This window comes from Janibacter sp. A1S7, from assembly GCF_037198315.1.
Taxonomy (GTDB): Bacteria; Actinomycetota; Actinomycetes; order Actinomycetales; family Dermatophilaceae; genus Janibacter; species Janibacter alittae.
Map to the genome: position 1 here is coordinate 1,361,248 of NZ_CP144913.1, position 20,387 is coordinate 1,381,634.

The window sequence follows — 20,387 nt, forward strand, 5'->3', positions numbered from 1 at the left end:
GGGAGGCGCCATGATTCGACGGACAGCGGGCCGGGCCTCGGCCACGGTCGCGAGCGCGCTGGCGCTGGTCCTCGTCTGGGGTGCACTGGTGCTGCCGTCAGCTCCGGCGGCGCCGGTTTGGGGGTCACTGCTGCGCTTCCCGCTCGGGGCGCTGATCGTGCTGGCCGTGCTCCTCGTGGTACCGGTCGCGGCGCGTCGGGCGGTGACTCTGGCCCTGGGGGCACTGCTCACGCTGGTGGTGGGCGTCACCGCCCTGGACATCGGCTTCTCCGTGGTGATGGATCGCCGATTCCACGCGCTGTACGACGTGGCGGTGCGCCGTGAGGCGCTTGTTGTTCGAGTGGAGGTGAGAGACCTTTGCCTGATTCCCTGCCGTAGCAGGGAGTCCGTAGCTGGGGGCAGCCTGATCGCAGGGACGTGCGGGAGGGCGGGAGCAGCCCCGACAAAGCCGTGTCGCGTCAGCACCGTTGGATGGCGTGGGCGCGGCGAGCAAGCCGAAGAGGTATACGCGAGGAACCGGTGTCATCACCTGTCTTGACGTACTACCGCCTCAAACCCAGTGGATATGGGGCGGGCGCGGCCAGCCACCTGCCGGAGTGATGGGCGGTGGACCGCCCGGGGCACGAGTTACATGTCCCGGGTCGGGTCGGCGGTGAAGGACTACGGAGTAGTCGCCGACGAGTGCCGCAGGCAGATAGCCGGGTGCCTCCTTCGGTCAGCGGACAGCAAGTGAACACGGGAAGGTCCCCGGGGCCTGCCCGCCGAGCCTGTACAGCCAGCGCGGGTCGGTGTGGCTGGGTGCGTCGCCTGCCGATCGGCCCGGGGGCTGGCGGAGCCGCCGTAGTACTGCGAGTCCGGGAAAGCCGGACACATCGGGAAGGGCGGCAGCGAGGATGGATAGGAGGTACTGCGATGGCGCAAGAGGCGTTGGTGAACTCCGACGCTCGAGCCTTGATGGAGCAAGTCAGGGAGCGGGTAGCGCGGACGCAGATCAAGTATCACCGGTGGGCCAAGACCGACCGCGATCAGCGGTTCGGGGACTTGTTCAACCTCGTGTCACACCCGGACTACCTGCGGGTGGCCTGGCAGCACGTGGCACGAAACAAGGGGGCTCGCACCGCGGGGGTCGACGGCGTGACCGTGCGTCAGATCGCCCAGCGGGGTGAGATCGGGGATTTCCTGAATGGGATCGCCGCGAGCCTGAAGGACGGCACGTATCGGCCCTCGCCGGTGCGGCGGGTGCTCCTTCCCAAGCCGGGCGGCAAGTCGCGCCCGTTGGGGATCCCGACCGTGACCGACCGGGTCGTGCAGCAGTCGTTGAGGATGGTGCTGGAACCGATCTTCGAGGCCGACTTCCAGCCGGTCTCCTACGGGTTCCGGCCCAAGCGGCGCGCCCATGACGCGGTCGCCGAGATCCACCACTACGCCACCAGCGGGTACCGGTGGGTGCTGGACGCAGACATCGAAGGATGTTTCGACCACATCGACCACACTGCCCTGCTGGGTTTGGTGCGGGAACGGATCAAGGACAAGAAGACCGTGGCACTGGTCCGCGCGTTCCTCAAGGCCGGAGTTCTTGATGAGCTCGGTCTGCAGGCCGCGACCAGTGAGGGAACCCCACAAGGCGGGATCATCTCGCCGCTGTTGGCCAACATCGCCTTGTCCGTGCTGGACGAGGCGATCATGGCCCCGTGGAAGCCAGGTGGTGACCAGTCAAGCCAGGCTGAACGCGCCAAACGTCGTTACCACGGGTTGGGCAACTGGCGGATCGTGCGCTACGCGGACGACTTCGTCATCATGACCAACGGCAGCAAGGATGACGCGCTGGCCCTGAAAGAACAGGCCGCCGAGGTGCTGGCCGGGATCGGGCTGCGGCTTTCCGAGGCCAAGACCCGCGTCACGCACCTACGCGAAGGGATCGACTTCCTCGGCTTCCACATCCAGTGGAGGAAACGCAGAGGAGGCGGCAAGTGGTGCTGCATGGTCTTCATCAGCAACAAAGCGTTCGCGAGGATCAAACAGACCATCCGCGCTCTGACCCCTCGCCGGTCACCACGGCCCATGATGGACGTGATCATTGAGGTCAACGCGGCGCTGCGCGGGTGGACGTCCTACTTCCGCCACGCCATCGCCGGGCGACGATTCAGTTTCCTTCGGTACTTCACCTGGAGACGCTTTGTCGCGTGGCAGCGCGAGCAGCGCCGCTGGAACTGGTCCAAGGTCAAACGATGGCTCCGCCGCCCAGACGGCAGTTGGAAACCCATCGCGACTACGGACGTGGCCGTCTTCGACCCCACGAAAGTGCGGGTTCGACGCTATCGGTACCGCGGGAATCGGATCCCCAGTCCCTACGACCCGGCCACGGCCGCCTGACGGCATCACCTCGTGGAGAGCCCGTTGCGTTGAAAGGCGCACGGCGGGTTCGGCGGGCGGTCCGGGGAAACGGGGCAGCAGCAATGCCGCCACCGCGCCCCGGACCGACCCAACAACCTCGGGCGCGGGTACGTGGTGCTCGCCGACTGGGCGGGCCGGGGGTGGGCGGTCGCGGTCGTGCTGGGGAGCGTCCTGGTGACCGTGCTCGTGGGCGTGCTGCTCGTCCGGTCCGTGGCGCGACTGTCCCGGGTGGTCGTCGCCCACCGGCGCGGAGCGCTGGCCGCGCTGCTCGTGGGCGCCCTCGCGTGGGGCGCCCTGGCGGTCTCGGGCGTGCAGGTGGCCGGCCAGGCGGTCGCGTCCACGCCCACCGCGGGGCTGGCCCGCGAGCACGTCGCCGGCGGCTGGGCCGACTACCGGGACGAGTCGGCCTTCGGCACGGCGATCGCCGACGACGAGCTGGCCGGACAGCCGGACCTGCTCGGCGGGCTGGCGGGCAAGGACGTGCTGGTGGTCTTCGTCGAGAGCTACGGCGCAGCAGCGCTGACCGACCCCGACATCGCGAAGGGGGTCACCCCCGTCCTCGACGCGGGCGAGGAGTCGTTGGGTCAGGTGGGCGTCGAGGCACGCAGCGGGTGGCTGACCTCGCCGACCGTCGGCGCCGGCTCGTGGCTGGCGCACGCCACCCTGCAGTCCGGGCTGTGGGTCGACGACGACCGGCGGTACGAGCAGCTGCTGGCGGCGGACCGGCTGACGCTGACCCGGGCCTTCTCCGACGCGGGGTGGCGCACGAGCTTCGTGCTGCCGGCGGTGGCGGAGCCCTGGCCGCAGGGGACGGAGTTCTACGGCTTCGACCGGTTGCACGCCGGCGACGACCTGGGCTACCGGGGACCCGAGCTCGGGTGGGGCGGCATCCCCGACCAGTACACGCTTGCGTGGGTGTGGCGCTCGCTGCTCGCCGGCACGGACGGCCCCGTCATGGCCGAGATCGACCTCGTCTCCAGCCACAACCCGTGGCCGCAGCCGCCGCCCCTGCTGCCGTGGGGCGACGTCGGTGACGGGTCGACGTACACGTGCATGCCGGGGTGCGCCGCGCAGGGGCCGCAGGACGTGCGCTCGCGGTACGCCGCGTCGGTCGGGTACTCGCTGGAGTCGGTGGTCTCCCTCGTCGAGGAGCACCCCGACCTCGTCGTGCTCGTCCTGGGAGACCACCAACCATGGGGGCAGGTCACCGGCGACGACCCCAGACACGACGTGCCGGTGACCCTCCTCGCCGGTGACGCCGAGGTGATCGAGCGTGTCGACGGGTGGGGCTGGACCCCCGGTATGCAGCCCGCACCGGACTCGCCGGTGTGGCGGATGGACGCCTTCCGCGACCGATTCCTCGGGGCCTTCTCCCGGGGAGTGCACGAGCGATAGGGCCAGTTACCGGCGCGACGTCATGAACGACGCCATGACGAGTTCAACTCATGGCTGTTTCAGGGCCACCTTGCGGATCTTCCCCGCAGGGGTCATCGGCAGCGACTCGACTACTTCGATCCGGCTCGGGACCTTGTATGCCGCGAGAGTGCGCCGGCACAACTCAATCAACTCGGACGCATCCACGGTCTGGTCGGCGGCGGGCACGACGAATGCGAGGCCCGTCTCACCGAAGGTGTCATCCGGTGTGCCGATGACGGCGGACATGGCGACCGAGGGGTGCGTGGCCAGGACGTTCTCGACTTCAGCGGGATAGACGTTGTAGCCACCGCGCACGTACATCTCCTTCTTTCGCGCGACGAGCATGACGTGGCCGTCCTCGGTCATCGAGCCGACATCACCGGTACTCAGCCAGCCGTCCTCACCGAACGCGGACGCCGTTTCATCGGGCATCTCCCAGTAGCCAGCGGCGACGCAGCCGCCGCGAACCTGCAGCTCGCCGACCTCGCCCGGGGGGAGCGGCTCGTGCTCGTCATCGACGATACGGCCCTCGAAGTCCCCGAGCATCGTCCCGATCGAACGGCCGACCATCTCCACCGAATCCCCCGGGGGAGAGATCGCGCACGCGCCCGATGTCTCTGACAGTCCATAGAGGTTCGCCATGCGCGCGTTGTCGAACGTTGACGTCACCTGCTCGGCCAGCGCGGGCTCAAGATTGGAGCCTCCCACCACACAGAGACGGATGCCGTCGGCCCCCTCGGGAGCTCCCGAGGCGAGGACCATCCTGAACATCGTCGGGACGCCGACGAACATCGAAATCGGCGTCTCCTGCATGGCACGCCGGACCAGGTCGGGGTGGAACCGAGGCAGGAGGGAGAAACCTCCGCCGGCGACCAACGACGAGGTGAGGGTGCAGGTGAGTCCGCCCACGTGGTTGAAGGGAAGCACCCCGAGGATCACATCCGAGGGCGTTTGCTCGAGCCGCTCAACCTGCGCTGCGGCGGAGGCGAGCAGGCTGGCCTGGGTGAGCGTGGCGCCCTTGGGCACCCCGGTCGTGCCGGATGTGTAGAGGATGATGGCCGGGTCCGATGCCCTGACCTGCGCTTCGGCCTCCGGCAGGCCGACGTGTGTCGGATCGGTTGTGATCAGCGACTGCCACCCCACCTCATCCCCGCCGAGGAAGATGACCTCCTCGACGGTCGGGATCTCGGGGCGCAGAGCATCCATGAATGCAGTGAACTGGAAGTCGCCGTCTTCGGCGTCGCACACCAGCAGTCGGGCCCCGGAGTGTCCGAGCATGTAGGTGAACTCACGCTCCCGGTACGCCACATTCAGGGTGACCAGCACAGCGCCGATCTTCGCCGTGGCCAGGTAGAGGAGCAACCACTTCGGTGAGTTCGTTGCGGCGATGGCGACCCGGTCGCCACGGGTGATGCCCCACGCCAGAAGTCCGGCCGCCACCTGATCGGACTGGTGGTCTGCCCCCACGTAGGTGAGCGTCTCACCCTCGAAGTACACGAAGACAGCATCGGGAGTTGACGCAGCGCGCTGGCGCAGAACGGCAGGAATGGTGGGGGCAGCCTCGGACATGGACTTCCTTTGCTCGTGGTGCCGGGAAAACTATGCCGTGGGCGATGAGGGGTCAACAGGTGTCCACCGTCGAGGCCGGACCCCACGACGATCTGCTCCACCCAGCGCCGTGCCGGGAGACCCGGCCCGTGTCACATGCTGCCGGTCTCCAGCAACCGCTGGTGCCAGCTGAGGGCCTCGTCGAGCAGGTGCGGCGTGTGCACCGCCTGCGGGCGGGCCGCCTGCGCCCGCTCGAAGTAGTCGAGCAGCGCGGGGCGGAAGGACGGGTCGGCGCAGTTGGTGATGATCCGCAGCGCCCGGGCGCGCGGCGAGAGGCCGCGCAGGTCGGCCAGACCGTGCTCGCTGACGATGATCTGCACGTCGTGCTCGGTGTGGTCGACGTGGCTGACCATGGGCACGAAGGCCGAGACCGCGCCCCCCTTCGCCGTGGAGGGGGTGAGGAAGAAGTTGAGGAAGGCGTTGCGGGTGAAGTCGCCGCTGCCGCCGATACCGTTCATGATCGCGCTACCGGCGATGTGGGTGGAGTTGACGTTGCCGTAGATGTCGGCCTCGATCATGCCGTTCATCGCGATCACGCCGAGGCGCCGCACGAGCTCGGGGTGGTTGGAGATCTCCTCGCTGCGCAGGAGGATCCGGCCCTTGTAGCTGCTGATGTTGTCGCGGAAGCGCTCCACGCCGACGTCGGAGAGCCCGAACGAGGTGGCGGACACGGCGCGCACCGTCCCGCTGTCGAGCAAATCGAGCAGGCCGTCCTGGAGGACCTCGGTGAAGGCCACGAGATCGGTGAAGTCGCTGCCGTCCAGGCCCGCGAGGACGGCATTGGCCACATTGCCGACACCCGACTGCAGCGGCAGCAGCGACGGGGGGATCCGCCCGGCGGCGACCTCGGCGCTCAGGAAGTCCAGGACGTGGCCGGCGATGGCGTGCGAGGTGGCGTCGGGAGGGCTGAAGGGCGAGTTGCGGTCCGGTCGGTCCGTCTCGACCACGGCCACCACCTTGGCCGGGTCGACGCGCAGGTACGGGTCACCGATCCGCTCCATCGGGTCGGTGAGCTGGATGGGGCGACGGCCGGGCGGCAGGGCCGCGCCGTAGTACACGTCGTGGAACCCCTCGAACTCCCGTGGCTGCCAGTGGTTGACCTCCAGGACCACCCGGTCGGCCTGCTCGAGCCAGGTCTTGTTGTTGCCCACGGAGCTGCCCGGGACGAGCAGCCCGTTGGGCAGGATGGCGGCGACTTCGACGACCGCGACGTCGAGGTTGCCGTAGAAGCCGAACCACATGTGCTGCGCGGAGTGGCTGAGGTGGGCGTCGACGTAGTCGACCTCGCCGCGGTTGATCAGATCGCGCATCGTCGGGTCGGAGTTGTACGGCAGCCGACTCGAGACGCCCCCGGCCTCGGCCAGCACACCGTCGGCGTCGGGCGCGGTCGAGGCCCCGGTCCACAGGCCGATGCGGAAGTCCTCGCCGCGGCTGTGCGCGGCGACGATCCGGTCGTGCAGGGCCGTCGGGATCGCCTTGGGGTAGCCCGCGCCGGTGAAGCCACTCATCCCGACGTTGTCGCCGGGCCCGATCTGCTCGACCGCCACCTCGGCGGTGGTGACACGCGTGGTCAGGACCGGGCAGGTGATGCGGCTCATGCGGGCATCGTGTCAGCACCGTGCCGACGGCGAAGGGGGAGGTCCGCCCGCGTGCCGACCTCAGGACCCCGCCGGCCAGTCGTCGGCCACCGGCACGCCGCCCTCGACGACCGGCTCGTCGGCGGGCGCCTCGTCCGCCCAGGAGTCCTGCGGCCGGTACCCGAGCTCGAGGAGGCTGTTGGTCATCGACCAGCGGCGGTTGGGGTTGTCGGAGATGGCGTAGTAGATGCCGAAGTCGACGTCGGTCTCGATGGCGCGGCGCACGATCCGAGCCGCGTCCGCCTCGCTGAGCCACATCGCGTGCAGCACGTCGGCGTCCTTGGTCGTGGGGTCGCCGGCGACCCAGCCGATACGCAGCGCGATGACGGACAGCCCGTACTCGTCGTGGTAGAAGCGGCACAGGGTCTCACCGAAGGCCTTGGAGACACCGTAGAAGGAGTCCGGGCGCGGGGGAGTGTCCGGGTAGACCGGCCACTGCTCGTAGCGGTCGTACATGCCCATCACGTGGTTGGACGAGGCGTAGACGACCCGTCGTACGCCCGCGTCACGCGCCGCCTCCAGCACGTTGCGGGTGCCGATGATGTTCGCGTCGAGCACCGCCTCCCACGACGCCTCCGGGGACGCGGCTCCGGCCAGGTGGACGACCGTGTCGATTCCGTCCATCAGGCCGCGCACGGCGTCGTAGTCGGCGAGGTCCGCGCCGAGAACCACGGGGTCCGCGTCCGGTTGCGCGGTCAGGTCGTGGCCGGTGATGGCGTACTCGTGCGTCAGGCGCTGCGTGAGAACCGATCCCACGCCGCCCGTCGAACCGGTGATGAGGATGCGTCGGGTGCTCATGCCACCCACTCTGCTCCTGCAGGCCGCACCCGCGGAAGGGGACCCCGTCGTCCCGCACCGGGGTCGGACCTCAGTCCTCCTCGTCGAGATCGATCACCCGGACGGCGTCCGCGATGTCGGGGTGGTCGCCGGTGCCCAGTGGCCGCAGCTCACGGGCGACCCCGTGCTGCTCGAGGACGTACTCGGTGGAGGCATCGGTGAGCACCTGCAGCGCGTCGGCCTCCGCCCAGCGCACGCCCTCGAGGGTCTCCCGGGTGAACCGGGCCGCCATGAGTGCCTCCGGCTCCCGGTCCCCGTACGCGTCGGCGGCGGTCCTGCGGACGGCGACCACGCTCGCCTCCCGGATCGAGGGAGCCGTGGCCAGGACCTCCTTGGCCGTGACGACGACGTACCCGGCGACCATGAGGGAGTAGAGGGCATTCCACTGCGTCTTCGTCGCCGTGCGCAGCGAGAGGTTGCCGGCGTCGGTGGTGCCGGGGATCCGCTCGGGGAGCGTCTCGGCGTCGGGCACCCGGACGACCACGGACGCGATGTCCCCCTCGACCCCCACCGGTGCCGACTCGGCGTCGTTGTCCTCGAGCGCCCGGGCCAGAGCCGGGAGCACGGCGTCCGGGTCGTTGTCCAGCAACCGGCACCAGTGGGCGTCCAGGAGCTGCTGGTCCTCCTCCAGCCGGACGTCCGCCGACCGCACCAGCGCCGCGTGCTCGGCGATCGCTGCGGCCCGGGCGCGAGTGCGGGCCGCTCGACGCGTGCGGACGGCGAAGAAGCAGTGCTCGGAGGCTGCTGCCCTCTGCCGACGCCTGATCAGGTCGTGCAGCGGCAGGACCTCCCATCGCTCGGCCAGGGGAGGCTGGGCCGGAGGGAAGCGCGGACGGTGCAGCTGCAGGATGGCGTCGATGGCCGCGGCGATCTGCTCCGCTCGCTCGGCCTTGGTCGCCGCCGCGAGGGACCGGCTGCGCTGCCCCGTCGAGCCGCGTCGCCGCGACCGCGACCCGTGCAGACCGTGGTAGTGGCTGACCGGCCCGGCACCGGTGGAGACCCCGGGCCCACCCGCACCGACGTGCAGGCGCGCCGCCCGCGGCCCGATGCTGGTGCGCACCCCACGGCCGGTCAGGCGCACCCGGACCCCGGGTGCGACCCTGAAGTAGAAGCCCATGACGGCACCGTACGTCCGGGGGCCGGCGGCGTTGTGCGCACCCGGCCCACGGTATCTCGTCGGCCGGGCGTGCATGTCGACGTCAGGCGGCGCGAAGGGGGCGACCCCCGTCTCAGTCGACCGGGGGAGGTGCCTCGCCCCGGTCGAGCAGGATGTCGACGACGTGCTCGGCGATCGCCAGCGAGGACGTGGCCGCCGGCGAGGGGGCGTTGCGCAGGGCGAGGATCGGACCACGACGGGTGATGCGGAAGTCGTCGACGAGGGAGCCGTCGACCCCCAGGGCCTGCGCACGTACGCCGCGCGGCCCCGGGACCACGTCGTCGGTGGTCAGCTCGGGCACGTAGCGGCGGGCCGCGTCGACGAAGCGCTGCGTGCTCAGCGAACCCAGCATCTCCAGCACCCCGGTGCGCCAGTGCCGGACCGCGAAGCGCCGGAAACCGGGCCAGGTGACGACGTCGCGCAGGTCGGTCGCGGAGGCACGGGACCAGCCGTACCCCTCACGGGCCAGGGCCAGGACGGCGTTCGGCCCGACCATCACCTCCCCGTCGACGCGGGGTGTCAGGTGCACGCCGAGGAAGGGATAGCGCGGATCGGGGACCGGGTAGACCAGACCACGCACGAGGTCACGTCGCTGCGGCCGCAGCAGGTGGTACTCGCCGCGGAAGGGGACGATGCGCGGGTCGTCCCCGCCCCCGGCCAGTGCCGCGACCCGGTCGGCCTGCAGCCCGGCGCAGAGCACGACCTGCTCGGCGCGCACCTGCTGCCCCTCGGCTCCGGTCAGCACGGTCCGGTCACCATCCGGACGGATACCGGTGACCTCGACGGAGGTGCGCACGATCCCGCCCGCCGCGGTGATCTCCTGCGCCATCGCACGGGTGACCGCGGCGTAGTCGACGATCGCGGTGTGCGGGGAGTGCAGCGCAGCCACGCCGGTGACGTGTGGTTCGATCTCGCGCAGCTCGTCCGGACCGATCTCACGCACGCCCGGCACGCCGTTGGCGCGCGCCCGGTCGGTGATGTCGGACAGTCGGCCCCGCTCGGTCTCGTCGAGTGCCACGACGACCTTGCCGCACTCGTCGTAGGCCAGCGAGTGCTCGGTGCAGAACTCCTGCAGCAACCGGACCCCCCGGCGGCACAGCCGTGCCTTCAACGAACCCGGCTCGTAGTACAGGCCGGCGTGCACCACGCCGCTGTTGTGACCGGTCTGGTGGGCGGCCAGGGCCGGCTCCTTCTCGAGCACGGTGACCTCGGCGCCCGGCTGCAGCTGCAGGATCCGGCGGGCGATGGCCACGCCGAGGATCCCTCCACCGACGACCGCGTAGCTGGTGGGACTCATGCCCGCTCCCGGTTGAGGTCGCCGACCAGATCGACGTAGCGCGCGGCCAGCCCGTCCAGCAGGCAGGCCAGGCCGAGCTCGAAGCTCTCCGCGTCGATCTCCTCGGCGAGCTCGGGCAGTCGGTGCGCCTGCGCCAGCGCCGGGTAACGCTCGAGGTAGACCGTGGCGTCGTCGGCGAAACCACTGGCGAAGGGGGTCGACGCCGCCCCGACGACGAGGTACTTCACCGAGCCGGCGATCTCGGTCGCGTAGCGGGCCGGCCAGCCGGCCGACAACAGCCCGGCGTGCACCCGCTCCGACATGGCGAGGAAGTCCTCGCGCCGGCCGGCGCCCGAGGCGACGAGCGGCACGGCATTGGGGTGGGCCGCCAACGACGCGCGGTACGAGCGGGCCCAGGTCTCCACCCCCCTTCGCCACCGGCCGTCGACGAAGCCGCTCGTGTCGACCTGCCGGGTGAGCAGGTTGGCGACCGCGTCGAGCACCTCGTCGCGGTTGGCGTAGTGGCTGTAGAGGGAGGGAGCCTGCACACCGAGGGCACGCGCGAGCCCGCGCATGGAGAACTGGGCGAGGCCCTGGTCGTCGATGAGCTGCAGGGCGGCGTCGCGGATGCGTTCGCGACTCAGGAGCGGGGTGGTGGGACGAACCACGGAGTGGGCCTTTCGCCATCGGAACCTAACGGTATAAGGTTACCGCACAGCACAAACCTAACACCGTTTGGACACCTGGAGATGACGATGAGCGCACCGCAGACCACTGCCTCCCTGTTCGGGATCGACACCCTGCTGTCGGAGGAGGAGCGCGACATGCAGGCGACCGTGGCCCGCTACTGCACCGACCGACTTCGGCCGAACCTCGCCGACTGGTACGAGGCGGGGGACCTGCCTGCACGGGAGTTGGCCACGGAGCTCGGTGACCTCGGCGTGCTCGGGATGCACCTGGAGGGCTACGGTTGCGCCGGCACGAGTGCCACGGCGTACGGCCTGGCGTGCCTGGAGCTGGAGGCTGCGGACTCGGGTCTGCGCAGCCTGGTGTCGGTGCAGGGGTCGCTGGCGATGTTTGCCATCCACCGCTGGGGGAGCGAGGAGCACAAGCAGGAATGGCTGCCGCGGATGGCCGCGGGCGAGGCCATCGGGTGCTTCGGCCTGACCGAGCCGGACTTCGGCTCCGACCCCGGTGGCATGCGCACCCGGGCCCGCCGGGACGGGGACGACTGGGTCCTGGACGGCACGAAGATGTGGATCACCAACTCACCGATCGCCGACGTCGCCGTGGTGTGGGCCAACACCGACGAGGACGAGGGCTCTCGCGGCATCCGCGGGTTCGTCGTCCCGACCGACACCCCCGGCTTCTCCGCTCCCGAGATCACCAAGAAGCTCTCCCTGCGCGCCTCGGTCACCGGTGAGATCGTGCTGCAGGGCGTCCGGCTGCCCGCCTCGGCGATGCTGCCCGAGGCGGCCGGGCTCTCCGGGCCGCTGTCCTGTCTCAACGAGGCCCGCTTCGGGATCATCTTCGGTGCGGTCGGGGCGGCGCGTGACTGCCTCGAGGTGGCCCTGTCCTACGTCGGTGACCGCGAGATCTTCGGCAAGCCCCTGGCGGCCTACCAGCTCACCCAGGCGAAGCTCGCCGACATGAGCCTCGAGCTCGGCAAGGCCATGCTGCTGGCAATCCAGCTCGGCCGGATCAAGGATGCCGGCACGATCCGCCCCGAGCAGATCAGCCTCGGCAAGCTGAACAACGTGCGCGAGGCCATCGCCATCGCGCGCGAGTGCCGAACCCTGCTCGGCGCCAACGGGATCACCCTCGAGTACCCCGTCCTGCGCCACGCCAACAACCTCGAGTCCGTCCTGACCTACGAGGGCACCTCCGAGGTGCACCAGCTGACGATCGGCAAGGCCCTGACCGGGGTGGCGGCCTTCCGCTGAGCCGCGCTGGTCCCGATCCCGCCCGACCATCAAGACGTTGGGGAGGGAGACTCGCACCGCGGACGCTTACGTTGTAAAGTCCCGCTTACGATATGAGCGATGGTGCAGGGTGCGCCGGGTTGGAAGGGGTACGGGATGAGCGACACGGGGACGACGGGAACGTCGACAGCCACCCGGGCGACGACGATGACCGGGGGCGCCGGGCAGGAGACCGCGCCGACCGCGAGCACGGTGGATACGGCCACGATCAGCGGGGATGATGGGTCGACTTGGACCGAGGCGGAGGTGAGGCAGGTGCGAGCCGACCTCACCACCGAGGTCGAGCGGCTGTCCGAGGAGATCGCTGCGATCGAGGCCGAGCTCAGCGGGCCCGTGGCGCAGCAGGGGGGCGCCGAGGGTCGCGACGAGGCGGATGTCGGGGGCCGGCTCGTCGAGCAGGAGCACGAGATGACCCTGCTCGAGGGGGCCCGTGCGGGTCTGACGCAGAACCTGGCCGCCCTGGAGCGCCTCGACGCCGGCACCTACGGCACGTGTGAGTCCTGCGGGGAGCCGATCGGAAAGCTCCGGCTGCAGGCCTTCCAGCGCGCGACCCTGTGCGTGTCGTGCAAGAAGGTGCAGGAGCGGGCCTGACGCGTCCGTCCGTCCCCGTGCGAGATGGCCGGGCGTCCTCCCGCTCGTGGAACACTGTTGTCCCACGGGTGCTTCGCTTGTAAGTTTACGAAGTAATCAGTGCAGCGTGTACGGATGAGGTCCGACGACGAGCTCCCGGTCACACCACCCCCGGAGGGCGTCGACTGACCACGAGCACGATTCGGAGGCCAGCGTGAACCAGGCCCAGCCCGACGACGTGGCAGCGGTGGCGGATCCCTCCGTCGAGCGCTGCAAGGAGAACGCCCGCCGGCTGCAGATCCTGCGGGAGCGGCTCGCTGAGGGACGCAAGGACACCGCCCACCAGGCCGACGACAGCCCTCCCGGGACGCAGGGCGACGCCCCGGACTGAGGGGGCGGGTCAGGGCGGTCCGGACGAGGCATCACGGGTGACCACCGGAGCTTCCGGAATGGTCGGCGCCTTGGCGCCGTGCAGCGGTGGGTTTTGGGTATCTTTCGGTGCGGCGCAGGTACGGGTCGGATGCCCATCGAAGCGGCGCCCGTTGTCGTCTCTGCTGCGCTGGTTGGCGCACGAAGGGTGGTCTGCTGTGGTTGTTCGATCGGTGCGGCTTGCTGGTGTTGGTGCCTTGCTGGCCGGGCTGGTGCTCGGCGCCGGGGCGGTTCCGGCGCAGGCCGGCCCGGCCGCGTCGGGCGCCTCGGGCGCCTCGTGGGAGTTCTCCGGTTCGGGCTTCGGTCACGGGGTGGGGATGTCGCAGTACGGCGCGAAGGCGATGGCCGATGACGGCAAGAGCGCCGCGCAGATCCTGAAGTACTACTACCGGGGCATCTCGGTCGACCGGGTGCGCGACGACCAGTTGGTGCACGTCAACGTCGGTGCGTCGCGTCCGTCGGTGACGCTGCGGACCTCCGCGACACAGTCGGGTGGCGGCTCGTTCACGGTCACGGTCGGCAGCAAGACCCTGAAGGCGTCGAAGAACTCGACCGTGAAGGTGGCGCGTTCCGGCGCGAAGGTGAAGGTGTCGCACACGGCCGGCACGAAGACCGTGCACGCCACCGGCCCATCCGCGCAGGTGACCTTCGATGACGGGAAGACACTGCTGTCGATCGATGGCAAGAGCTACCAGTCGGGGTCGGCGCGGGTGGTGCCCGCCTCGGGCAGCGGGGTGCATGCGGTGATGAAGGTGCGCCTGCACGATCAGTACCTGGACAACGTGCGTGAGATGCCGTGGTCGTGGCCGGCGGCATCGCTGCAGGCGCAGGCGGCAGCAGCCCGCGGGTACGCGCTGCGCAAGGTCGACCGCGGCATCCGCTCAGCCTGCGAGTGCCACGTCTACGACAACACCAGCGACCAGGTGTTCGGCACCTACCCGGGCGCCGGCGCATCCGGGTGGGACCGGTGGAAGGCTGCGGTACGGGCCGGCGGTACGGGCACCGCGGGGATGGTTCCGCGGTACCACGGTGCCCTGATCGAGGCGGTGTACTCCTCCAGCAGCGGTGGCCGTACCCAGAACAACGAGGACGTGTTCGGCGGCTCCCCGGTTGCCTATCTGCGCTCGGTCAACGATCCGTACTCGATGCGCGCGGAGAACCCGCGCCGGTCCTGGACCATCACGGTCTCGGGGACGAAGGTCGACTCGGCGTTCGGGCTGGCGGACGTGGTGGCGGTGGATGTCGCCCGTCGTACCACTGGTGGTGGGGTCGCCGAGGTGGTCGCCACGTCCAGCACGGGCAAGCGGGCGTCGATGACGGGTGAGCAGATGCGGCGTGGGCTCGGCCTGCCGAGCACGTACGTGGTCTCGCCGATCAAGGGGACGGGGCCGTTCCCGGACGTGACTGCGGCGACGACCGACTTCACCAAGGAGATCGGTTGGCTGAAGGACGAGCGGATCACGACGGGTTACGCCGACGGGACCTTCGGGCCGAAGGACGACATCTCGCGTGAGGCGATGGCGGCGTTCTTGTACCGGGCGGCGGGCAGGCCCGCGGTGGAGAGTGCGCCCGACTTCACGGACGTCGACTCGTCGAGCGCGTTCGCCAGGGAGATCGCCTGGCTCCAGGACGAGCGCATCACCACGGGCTATGCGGACGGTACGTTCGGTCCCAAGAAGCGGATCTCGCGTGAGGCGATGGCGGCCTTCATGACCAGGTTCCTGCTCGAGGGGAGAGTGCCCGACGCCACTGCGCCCTACGAGTTCAGTGACATCGCCGGGACCCAGTTCGAGGACCACATCGCCTGGATCGCGGATCAGGGTCTGACCACGGGCCATGCCGACGGGACCTTCCGCCCGAAGAGCACAATCACCCGCGAGGCCATGGCGGCCTTCCTGTACCGCTCGCGGGACATGCTGTAACGGACCGGCCTACGGCTCGGCGCTCTCGGCCACCCTCTGCGGTCGGCATGGACGTGACGGGCAGGGCATGACGAAGGGCGGGACCTCCTTGGTGGAAGTCCCGCCCTTCGTCGTTTCGAGACGGTCGCGGGGCGACCTCCTCAAGCAGCGTGGTACCGCTCAGATGCCGCTGTGCTGTTGTTCGACATTTGGCCTCGTTCCTCGGCTCAAATATCGAAGTACATCTCGAATTCGTGCGGGTGCGGACGCATCTGCAGTGGGATGACCTCGTTCTCCCACTTCCACGCGATCCAGGTCTCGATCAGGTCGGCGGTGAAGACGTCCCCCTCGAGCAGGAACTCGTGGTCCTCCTCGAGCGCCTTCAGCACCTCCGGCAGGGTCGTGGGGACCTGCTCGATGGCCTCGTGCTCGTCCGGCGGCAGCTCGTAGAGGTCCTTGTCGATCGGCTCCGGGGGCTCGATGCGGTTCTTGATGCCGTCGATCCCGGCCATCAGCTGCGCGGCGAAGCACAGGTACGGGTTGCTCGAGGGATCCGGGATGCGGAACTCGACGCGCTTGGCCTTGGGGGAGTTGCCCGCGATCGGGATGCGGATGCACGCCGAGCGGTTGCGGGCGGAGTAGACCAGGTTGATCGGCGCCTCGAAGCCGGGTACCAGGCGACGGTAGCTGTTGGCCGTGGGGTTGGTGAAGGCGAGCAGCGCCGGGGCGTGCTTGAGCAGGCCACCGATGTACCAGCGGGCGATGTCGGACAGGCCGCCGTACCCCTTCTCGTCGTAGAAGAGCGGCTCGCCGTCCTTCCACAGACTCTGGTGGGTGTGCATCCCCGAGCCGTTGTCACCGTAGATCGGCTTCGGCATGAAGGTCGCCGTGCGCCCGTCGTCCCAGACGGTGCTCTTGACGACGTACTTGAACTTCATGATGTCGTCGCCGGACTGCTGGAGCGTGTTGAACTTGTAGTTGATCTCCTGCTGCCCGGCGGTGCCGACCTCGTGGTGGCTGCGCTCGACCTCGAGGCCGACGGACTTCATGTTCAGGCAGATCCTGTCGCGCAGGTCGGCGAAGTGGTCGACCGGCGGGACGGGGAAGTACCCACCCTTGAAGGCCGTCTTGTAGCCCTGGTTGCCGCCCTCCTCCGTGCGACCGGAGTTCCACGCGGCCTCGATCGAGTCGAGGTGGTAGTAGCTCCCCTGCGGCTGGGTGTCGAAGCGCACGTCGTCGAAGACGTAGAACTCCGCCTCGGCGCCGAAGAAGGCGGTGTCGGCGATGCCCGTGGACGTCAGGTAGGCCTCCGCCTTCGCCGCGACGTTGCGCGGGTCGCGGCTATACTGCTCACCGGTGAAGGGGTCGACGATGGAGAAGTTGAGGATCAGCGTCTTCTCCGCGCGGAAGGGGTCCACGAAGGCGGTGCCGATGTCCGGCACGAGTTTCATGTCGGACTCGTGGATGGCCTGGAAGCCGCGGATCGAGGACCCGTCGAACATCTGGCCCTCGGTGAAGAAGTCCTCGTCGACGCTCTCGGCAGGCACGTTGAAGTGCTGCATGATGCCGGGCAGGTCGCAGAAACGGATGTCGACGAACTTGACGTCCTCGGCCTTGATGAAGTCGAGAACCTCGTCAGGGGAGCTGAACAAACCATCCTCCTGGGGTGGGGCGGCAGCCCACGGTGACCTGCCGCAACTGGTGTCGGCTTCGACACTAGGGATGGGCGGTTACCCGACCATGACCCCGATGTTTCACCGGCGTTACACGCGTCCTCGGACACGTCTGCTGCGTCACAACATTACCGAGTGGGGGTGGCAGGCGGTGGGAGCGGCCACGATCGGGACGCATAGGCTGCTCGGGTGAGCAACACAGGGCACCACCGCGGACCGACCCCGGGCGAAGGGGGGAACCACGCCTCCTTCGGGCGTCGCCTCCTCGCCCTGGTCGTCGACTGGGCCGCCTGCCTGGTGATCGCCAACGCTCTGTTCGCCACCGTCATCGACCGCAGCCCGGCCGCTGTCTCCTTCCTCCCGCTCGGACTGCTCTTCCTCGTCCACCTGATCGGCGTCACCCTCGGCGGCGCCTCCTTCGGTCACCGCCTCCTGGGCCTACGGGTGGTGCCGGTGCACGGGGGGTGGGTCACCCCCCTTCGCTCGGCCGCGCGTGCTGCCCTGCTGTGCCTGGTGATCCCGCCGATCATCGTCATCTCCGACGACGGGCGTGGCCTGCACGACCGCGTCGCCGGTAGCCGGATCGTGCACGTCTGAGGAGCAGCATGCGGACCCTGCGTTACGTCGCGATCGGCGACAGCCTCTCCGAGGGCGTGGGCGACCTCTCGTGGCCGGACGGCACGCCGCGCGGCTGGACCGACCGACTGGCCGAGCTGTTGGCCGCCCACCACGGCACGCTCGACTACGCCAACCTCGCCATCCGCGGGTACCGGACCGTGGAGGTCCTCCAGACCCAGGTGCAGCCCGCCCTCGCCCTCGACCCCGACGTCGTCACCCTCACTGCGGGCATGAACGACATCCTGCGTCCGCGGCTGGACGTGGCGGCGCTGCGGCACCGGCTGGTGGAGATCGTCGCCCCCTTCACCGCGAAGGGGGTCCGCGTCGCCGTCGTCCCGATCCCCGACCTGCGTGGCGTCACCCCGGCCGGGCGGATGCTGCAGCGTCGACGGTTGGTGCTCAACGAGCTCTACCGCCGACTGGCGCAGGAGCACGGGATGATCCCGCCGACGGAGACGAGCGGCACCGTCTTCGAGGACCGGCGCGCCTGGGCCGAGGACCGGCTGCACCTCTCCGAGCTCGGGCACACCCGCCTGGCGGTCGCCGCGGCCGAGCTCCTGGGGACGCCGGCGACGATCGACTGGGCCGGCCTGCCCGAGGGACCGGCGCCGCGCCGGACCCTGCGCACCGAGGTGACCTGGGCCCGCAGGTACGTCGGGCCCTGGACCTGGCGGCGCCTGCGGGGACGGTCCACCGGGGACGGGCGCACGGCCAAGCATCCCGACCTCGTGCGGCTGACCGCCGAGCGCTGGGAGACCGCCGGGAGGAGATGAGGGCGTGGGCTGCGCAGGCCAGGACGACGGGGGTCGGTTCAGCCGCGGAAGAAGGTGCGCGCCACCCGCGTCAGGTCGAGCAGGTCACTCGTACCGGCGAGCTCGCGCGCGGAGTGCATCGACAGGATCGGGATGCCCACGTCGACGGTGCGGATCCCCAGCCGGGTCGCGGTGATCGGGCCGATCGTCGACCCGCAGGGCACCGTGTTGTTGGAGACGAAGTCCTGGCTGGTCACCCCGGCAGCGTCGCACCACCCGTGCCAGGCGGCGGAGCCGGTGCCGTCGCTGGCATAGCGCTGGTTGGCGTTGAGCTTGAGGATCGGCCCGGAGCCGAGCAGCGGGCGCACGTGGGGGTCGTGCTTCTCGGGGAAGTTCGGGTGCACCGAGTGGCCGACGTCGCTGGAGACGCACCACGATGACGCGAGGGCGCGCATCCGATCGGCCCGGTCGCCACCGAGCGCCAGCCCGACGCGCTCGAGCACGTCCTGCAGGAACGGCCCGGCCGCGCCCGATCGGGTCGCGGAGCCGACCTCCTCGTGGTCGAAGACGGCCAGCATCGGGATGTGATCGGTCGCGAGGTCGTCGCCGACCTCGGTCAGGGCGACGGTCCCGGCGTGCACGCTGGCGAGGTCGTCGAGACGACCGGCCGCGAAGAACGCGTCCTCCCGCCCGAAGACGACCCCACGGGCGCTGTCGGCGGTGACGAGGTCGTACCCGCGGATGCGCGAGGTCTCCACCCCGGCGGAGGCGGCCAGCTCGGCGAGCAGGTCGGCGGAGTCGGTGGCGCCCACGCCCCAGACGGGCTGCGTGTGCGCCTGCTTGTCGAGGGCGAGGCGCTCGTTGGCCTCACGGTCGAGGTGGATCGCCAGCTGCGGCAGCCGCAGCAACGGGCCCGAGTCGGCCAAGGCCTCGGTCCCGTCGTCGAGGACCAGTCGGCCGGCCAGGCGCAACTCGCGGTCGAGCCAGGAGTTCAGCAGCGGGCCGCCGTAGACCTCGACACCCGCCTGCAGCCAGCCGTGCCTGCCGGTACTCGGCTGCGGCTTGAGCTTGAAGCCGGGGGAGTCGCTGTGCGCGCCGAAGATGCGCACGGGCGTCGTGGCGGTCGCCGAGGCCGGCACCACCCACGCGAGGAGGGCTCCGTCACGCACGACCAGGTACGTGCCCGGCGTGTGCGGCCAGGCACTCGGCTCGGCCAGGGCCGTGAAACCGGCGGCCTGCAACCGGCGGGCCACCTCGGCCGCGGCGTGGTAGCTGGACGGGGACGCGTCGACGAAGTCGGCGAGGTCCTCGGCGTGGTCGGTCGGTGCCGGCACGGGTGCTCTCCTGGAGGGTCTTGACGGGTGCGGTCGTGCCCGGCCGGGTCAGCGTCCGCGCAGGGCCTTGCGGTCCATGCGGGCCTTGTTCGGGTCGACGCCGGCGGGCACGCCCTGCCGCAGGCCCGGGAGGGACTTCAGCCGCTTGTTGACGACCGACATCTCCTCCTTCGACAGCTGCGGCTTCAGTCGGATCAGCGTGGTGCGGATCTTGCGGGCGGGCAGCTCGCCGTCCCCGGTGCCGACGATGTAGGTGTGGACCGGCACGCCCGGGGCGACGCGGTTGACCTTCTTGGTCTCCTTGACGAAGAGCTTGTCCACACGGTGCTTCGGTCCCTCGCCCAGCAGCACGACACCCGGACGGCCCAGGGCACGGAAGACCATGGCGGCGGTCTGGATGTCCCCCGGCTTCGTCGCGTCCGCGGCGACCGGCTCCTGGTCGTAGTACCAGCCGCGCTTGACCGCGGACAGACCACCGATGGCGGCCCCGCGCTGGCCGTCCATCTGGTTGAACGCGGCCCGCTCACCGCGTCGGGAGAGCACGATCATGGCGGCGAGCAGCCCGATCGGCAGGGCGATGAAGAAGGAGGACCAGAAGTGGCCCAACAGCAGACCGATGACGGCGCCCACGGCGAGCACGCCGACGAAGGCAAGCAGCATCCACAGGTTCACCTGCGGGTCGATCTGCTTGATCGTCTTGTAGACGGACCAGAACCTCTTGAACGGGTTCTCGCGCTTCGGCTTTGCGGGCTTGTCGGACTTTCTGGCCATGGCGGGTGAGTCTAGTTCCTTCCCGGGGGTGCC

General features: G+C 69.9%; 18 protein-coding genes. 9 read left to right on the forward strand and 9 right to left on the reverse strand.

Annotated features, from left to right (window positions below; translation table 11 throughout):
- Window positions 1–10 precede the first annotated feature (10 nt).
- From V1351_RS06515 to V1351_RS06525, 3 genes are all read left to right on the forward strand, one after another.
- Window positions 11–538: a hypothetical protein gene (locus V1351_RS06515; protein ID WP_338751880.1), complete on the forward strand. Its 528-nt coding sequence runs from the start codon at window positions 11–13 to the stop codon at window positions 536–538.
- Window positions 539–798: 260 nt separating this feature from the next.
- Window positions 799–2,373 (forward strand): group II intron reverse transcriptase/maturase, encoded by a 1,575-nt coding sequence (gene ltrA / locus V1351_RS06520; RefSeq protein ID WP_338747878.1) that lies wholly within the window; start codon window positions 799–801, stop codon window positions 2,371–2,373.
- 195 nt (window positions 2,374–2,568) lie between these two features.
- The gene (locus V1351_RS06525) at window positions 2,569–3,789 is read left to right on the forward strand and encodes a CDP-alcohol phosphatidyltransferase (RefSeq protein WP_338751881.1); all 1,221 of its coding nucleotides are present in this window, start codon (window positions 2,569–2,571) and stop codon (window positions 3,787–3,789) included.
- A 48-nt stretch (window positions 3,790–3,837) separates the two neighbouring features.
- Here V1351_RS06525 and V1351_RS06530 read toward each other — a convergent pair whose 3' ends face one another.
- The 6 genes from V1351_RS06530 to V1351_RS06555 form a co-directional block, all read right to left on the reverse strand.
- Entirely contained in the window at window positions 3,838–5,379 is a 1,542-nt protein-coding gene (locus V1351_RS06530; RefSeq protein ID WP_338751883.1) for a class I adenylate-forming enzyme family protein, read from the reverse strand.
- Window positions 5,380–5,510: 131 nt separating this feature from the next.
- The gene (locus V1351_RS06535) at window positions 5,511–7,016 is read right to left on the reverse strand and encodes an acetyl-CoA hydrolase/transferase family protein (RefSeq protein ID WP_338751885.1); all 1,506 of its coding nucleotides are present in this window, start codon (window positions 7,014–7,016) and stop codon (window positions 5,511–5,513) included.
- Window positions 7,017–7,076: 60 nt separating this feature from the next.
- Window positions 7,077–7,853, reverse strand: coding sequence for an NAD-dependent epimerase/dehydratase family protein (locus V1351_RS06540; RefSeq protein WP_338751887.1), 777 nt, complete (start codon window positions 7,851–7,853; stop codon window positions 7,077–7,079).
- 70 nt (window positions 7,854–7,923) lie between these two features.
- Window positions 7,924–9,009: a DUF4236 domain-containing protein gene (locus V1351_RS06545; protein ID WP_338751889.1), complete on the reverse strand. Its 1,086-nt coding sequence runs from the start codon at window positions 9,007–9,009 to the stop codon at window positions 7,924–7,926.
- A 112-nt stretch (window positions 9,010–9,121) separates the two neighbouring features.
- On the reverse strand, window positions 9,122–10,345 hold the full coding sequence (lhgO, locus tag V1351_RS06550; RefSeq protein WP_338751891.1) for an L-2-hydroxyglutarate oxidase: 1,224 nt from the start codon (window positions 10,343–10,345) through the stop codon (window positions 9,122–9,124).
- Window positions 10,342–10,992, reverse strand: a complete 651-nt coding sequence (locus tag V1351_RS06555; protein ID WP_338751893.1) for a TetR/AcrR family transcriptional regulator — start codon at window positions 10,990–10,992, stop codon at window positions 10,342–10,344. The genes lhgO and V1351_RS06555 overlap by 4 nt, the downstream gene beginning before the upstream one ends.
- Before the next feature lie 87 nt (window positions 10,993–11,079).
- Here V1351_RS06555 and V1351_RS06560 point away from each other — a divergent pair, with 87 nt between their 5' ends.
- The 4 genes from V1351_RS06560 (at window position 11,080) to V1351_RS06575 (ending at window position 15,227) form a co-directional block, all read left to right on the forward strand.
- Window positions 11,080–12,267, forward strand: coding sequence for an acyl-CoA dehydrogenase family protein (locus tag V1351_RS06560; RefSeq protein WP_338751895.1), 1,188 nt, complete (start codon window positions 11,080–11,082; stop codon window positions 12,265–12,267).
- Window positions 12,268–12,366: 99 nt separating this feature from the next.
- Window positions 12,367–12,897 carry a TraR/DksA family transcriptional regulator gene (locus V1351_RS06565; protein WP_338751897.1) on the forward strand — a complete coding sequence of 177 codons (531 nt, stop codon included), beginning with the start codon at window positions 12,367–12,369 and terminating at the stop codon, window positions 12,895–12,897.
- 193 nt (window positions 12,898–13,090) lie between these two features.
- Window positions 13,091–13,267, forward strand: coding sequence for a hypothetical protein (locus V1351_RS06570; protein WP_338751899.1), 177 nt, complete (start codon window positions 13,091–13,093; stop codon window positions 13,265–13,267).
- 196 nt (window positions 13,268–13,463) lie between these two features.
- A complete protein-coding gene (locus V1351_RS06575) occupies window positions 13,464–15,227 on the forward strand; it encodes a SpoIID/LytB domain-containing protein (RefSeq protein WP_338751900.1) in 1,764 nt (587 codons plus the stop codon).
- A 206-nt stretch (window positions 15,228–15,433) separates the two neighbouring features.
- On the opposite strand, the gene glnA is transcribed toward V1351_RS06575, so the two are convergent.
- Entirely contained in the window at window positions 15,434–16,858 is a 1,425-nt protein-coding gene (glnA, locus tag V1351_RS06580) for a type I glutamate--ammonia ligase (protein WP_338751902.1), read from the reverse strand.
- 210 nt (window positions 16,859–17,068) lie between these two features.
- Between glnA and V1351_RS06585 the strand changes: the two genes are divergently transcribed.
- Window positions 17,069–17,476, forward strand: a complete 408-nt coding sequence (locus V1351_RS06585) for an RDD family protein (protein WP_338751904.1) — start codon at window positions 17,069–17,071, stop codon at window positions 17,474–17,476.
- An 8-nt stretch (window positions 17,477–17,484) separates the two neighbouring features.
- Entirely contained in the window at window positions 17,485–18,270 is a 786-nt protein-coding gene (locus V1351_RS06590; RefSeq protein WP_338751906.1) for an SGNH/GDSL hydrolase family protein, read from the forward strand.
- Window positions 18,271–18,308: 38 nt separating this feature from the next.
- Here the strand turns inward: V1351_RS06590 and V1351_RS06595 are convergent, their stop codons facing one another.
- Window positions 18,309–19,583 (reverse strand): M18 family aminopeptidase, encoded by a 1,275-nt coding sequence (locus V1351_RS06595; protein ID WP_338751908.1) that lies wholly within the window; start codon window positions 19,581–19,583, stop codon window positions 18,309–18,311.
- Between the two features lie 48 nt (window positions 19,584–19,631).
- On the reverse strand, window positions 19,632–20,354 hold the full coding sequence (locus V1351_RS06600) for a DUF4191 domain-containing protein (protein WP_338751910.1): 723 nt from the start codon (window positions 20,352–20,354) through the stop codon (window positions 19,632–19,634).
- Between the last annotated feature and the right edge of the window lie 33 nt (window positions 20,355–20,387).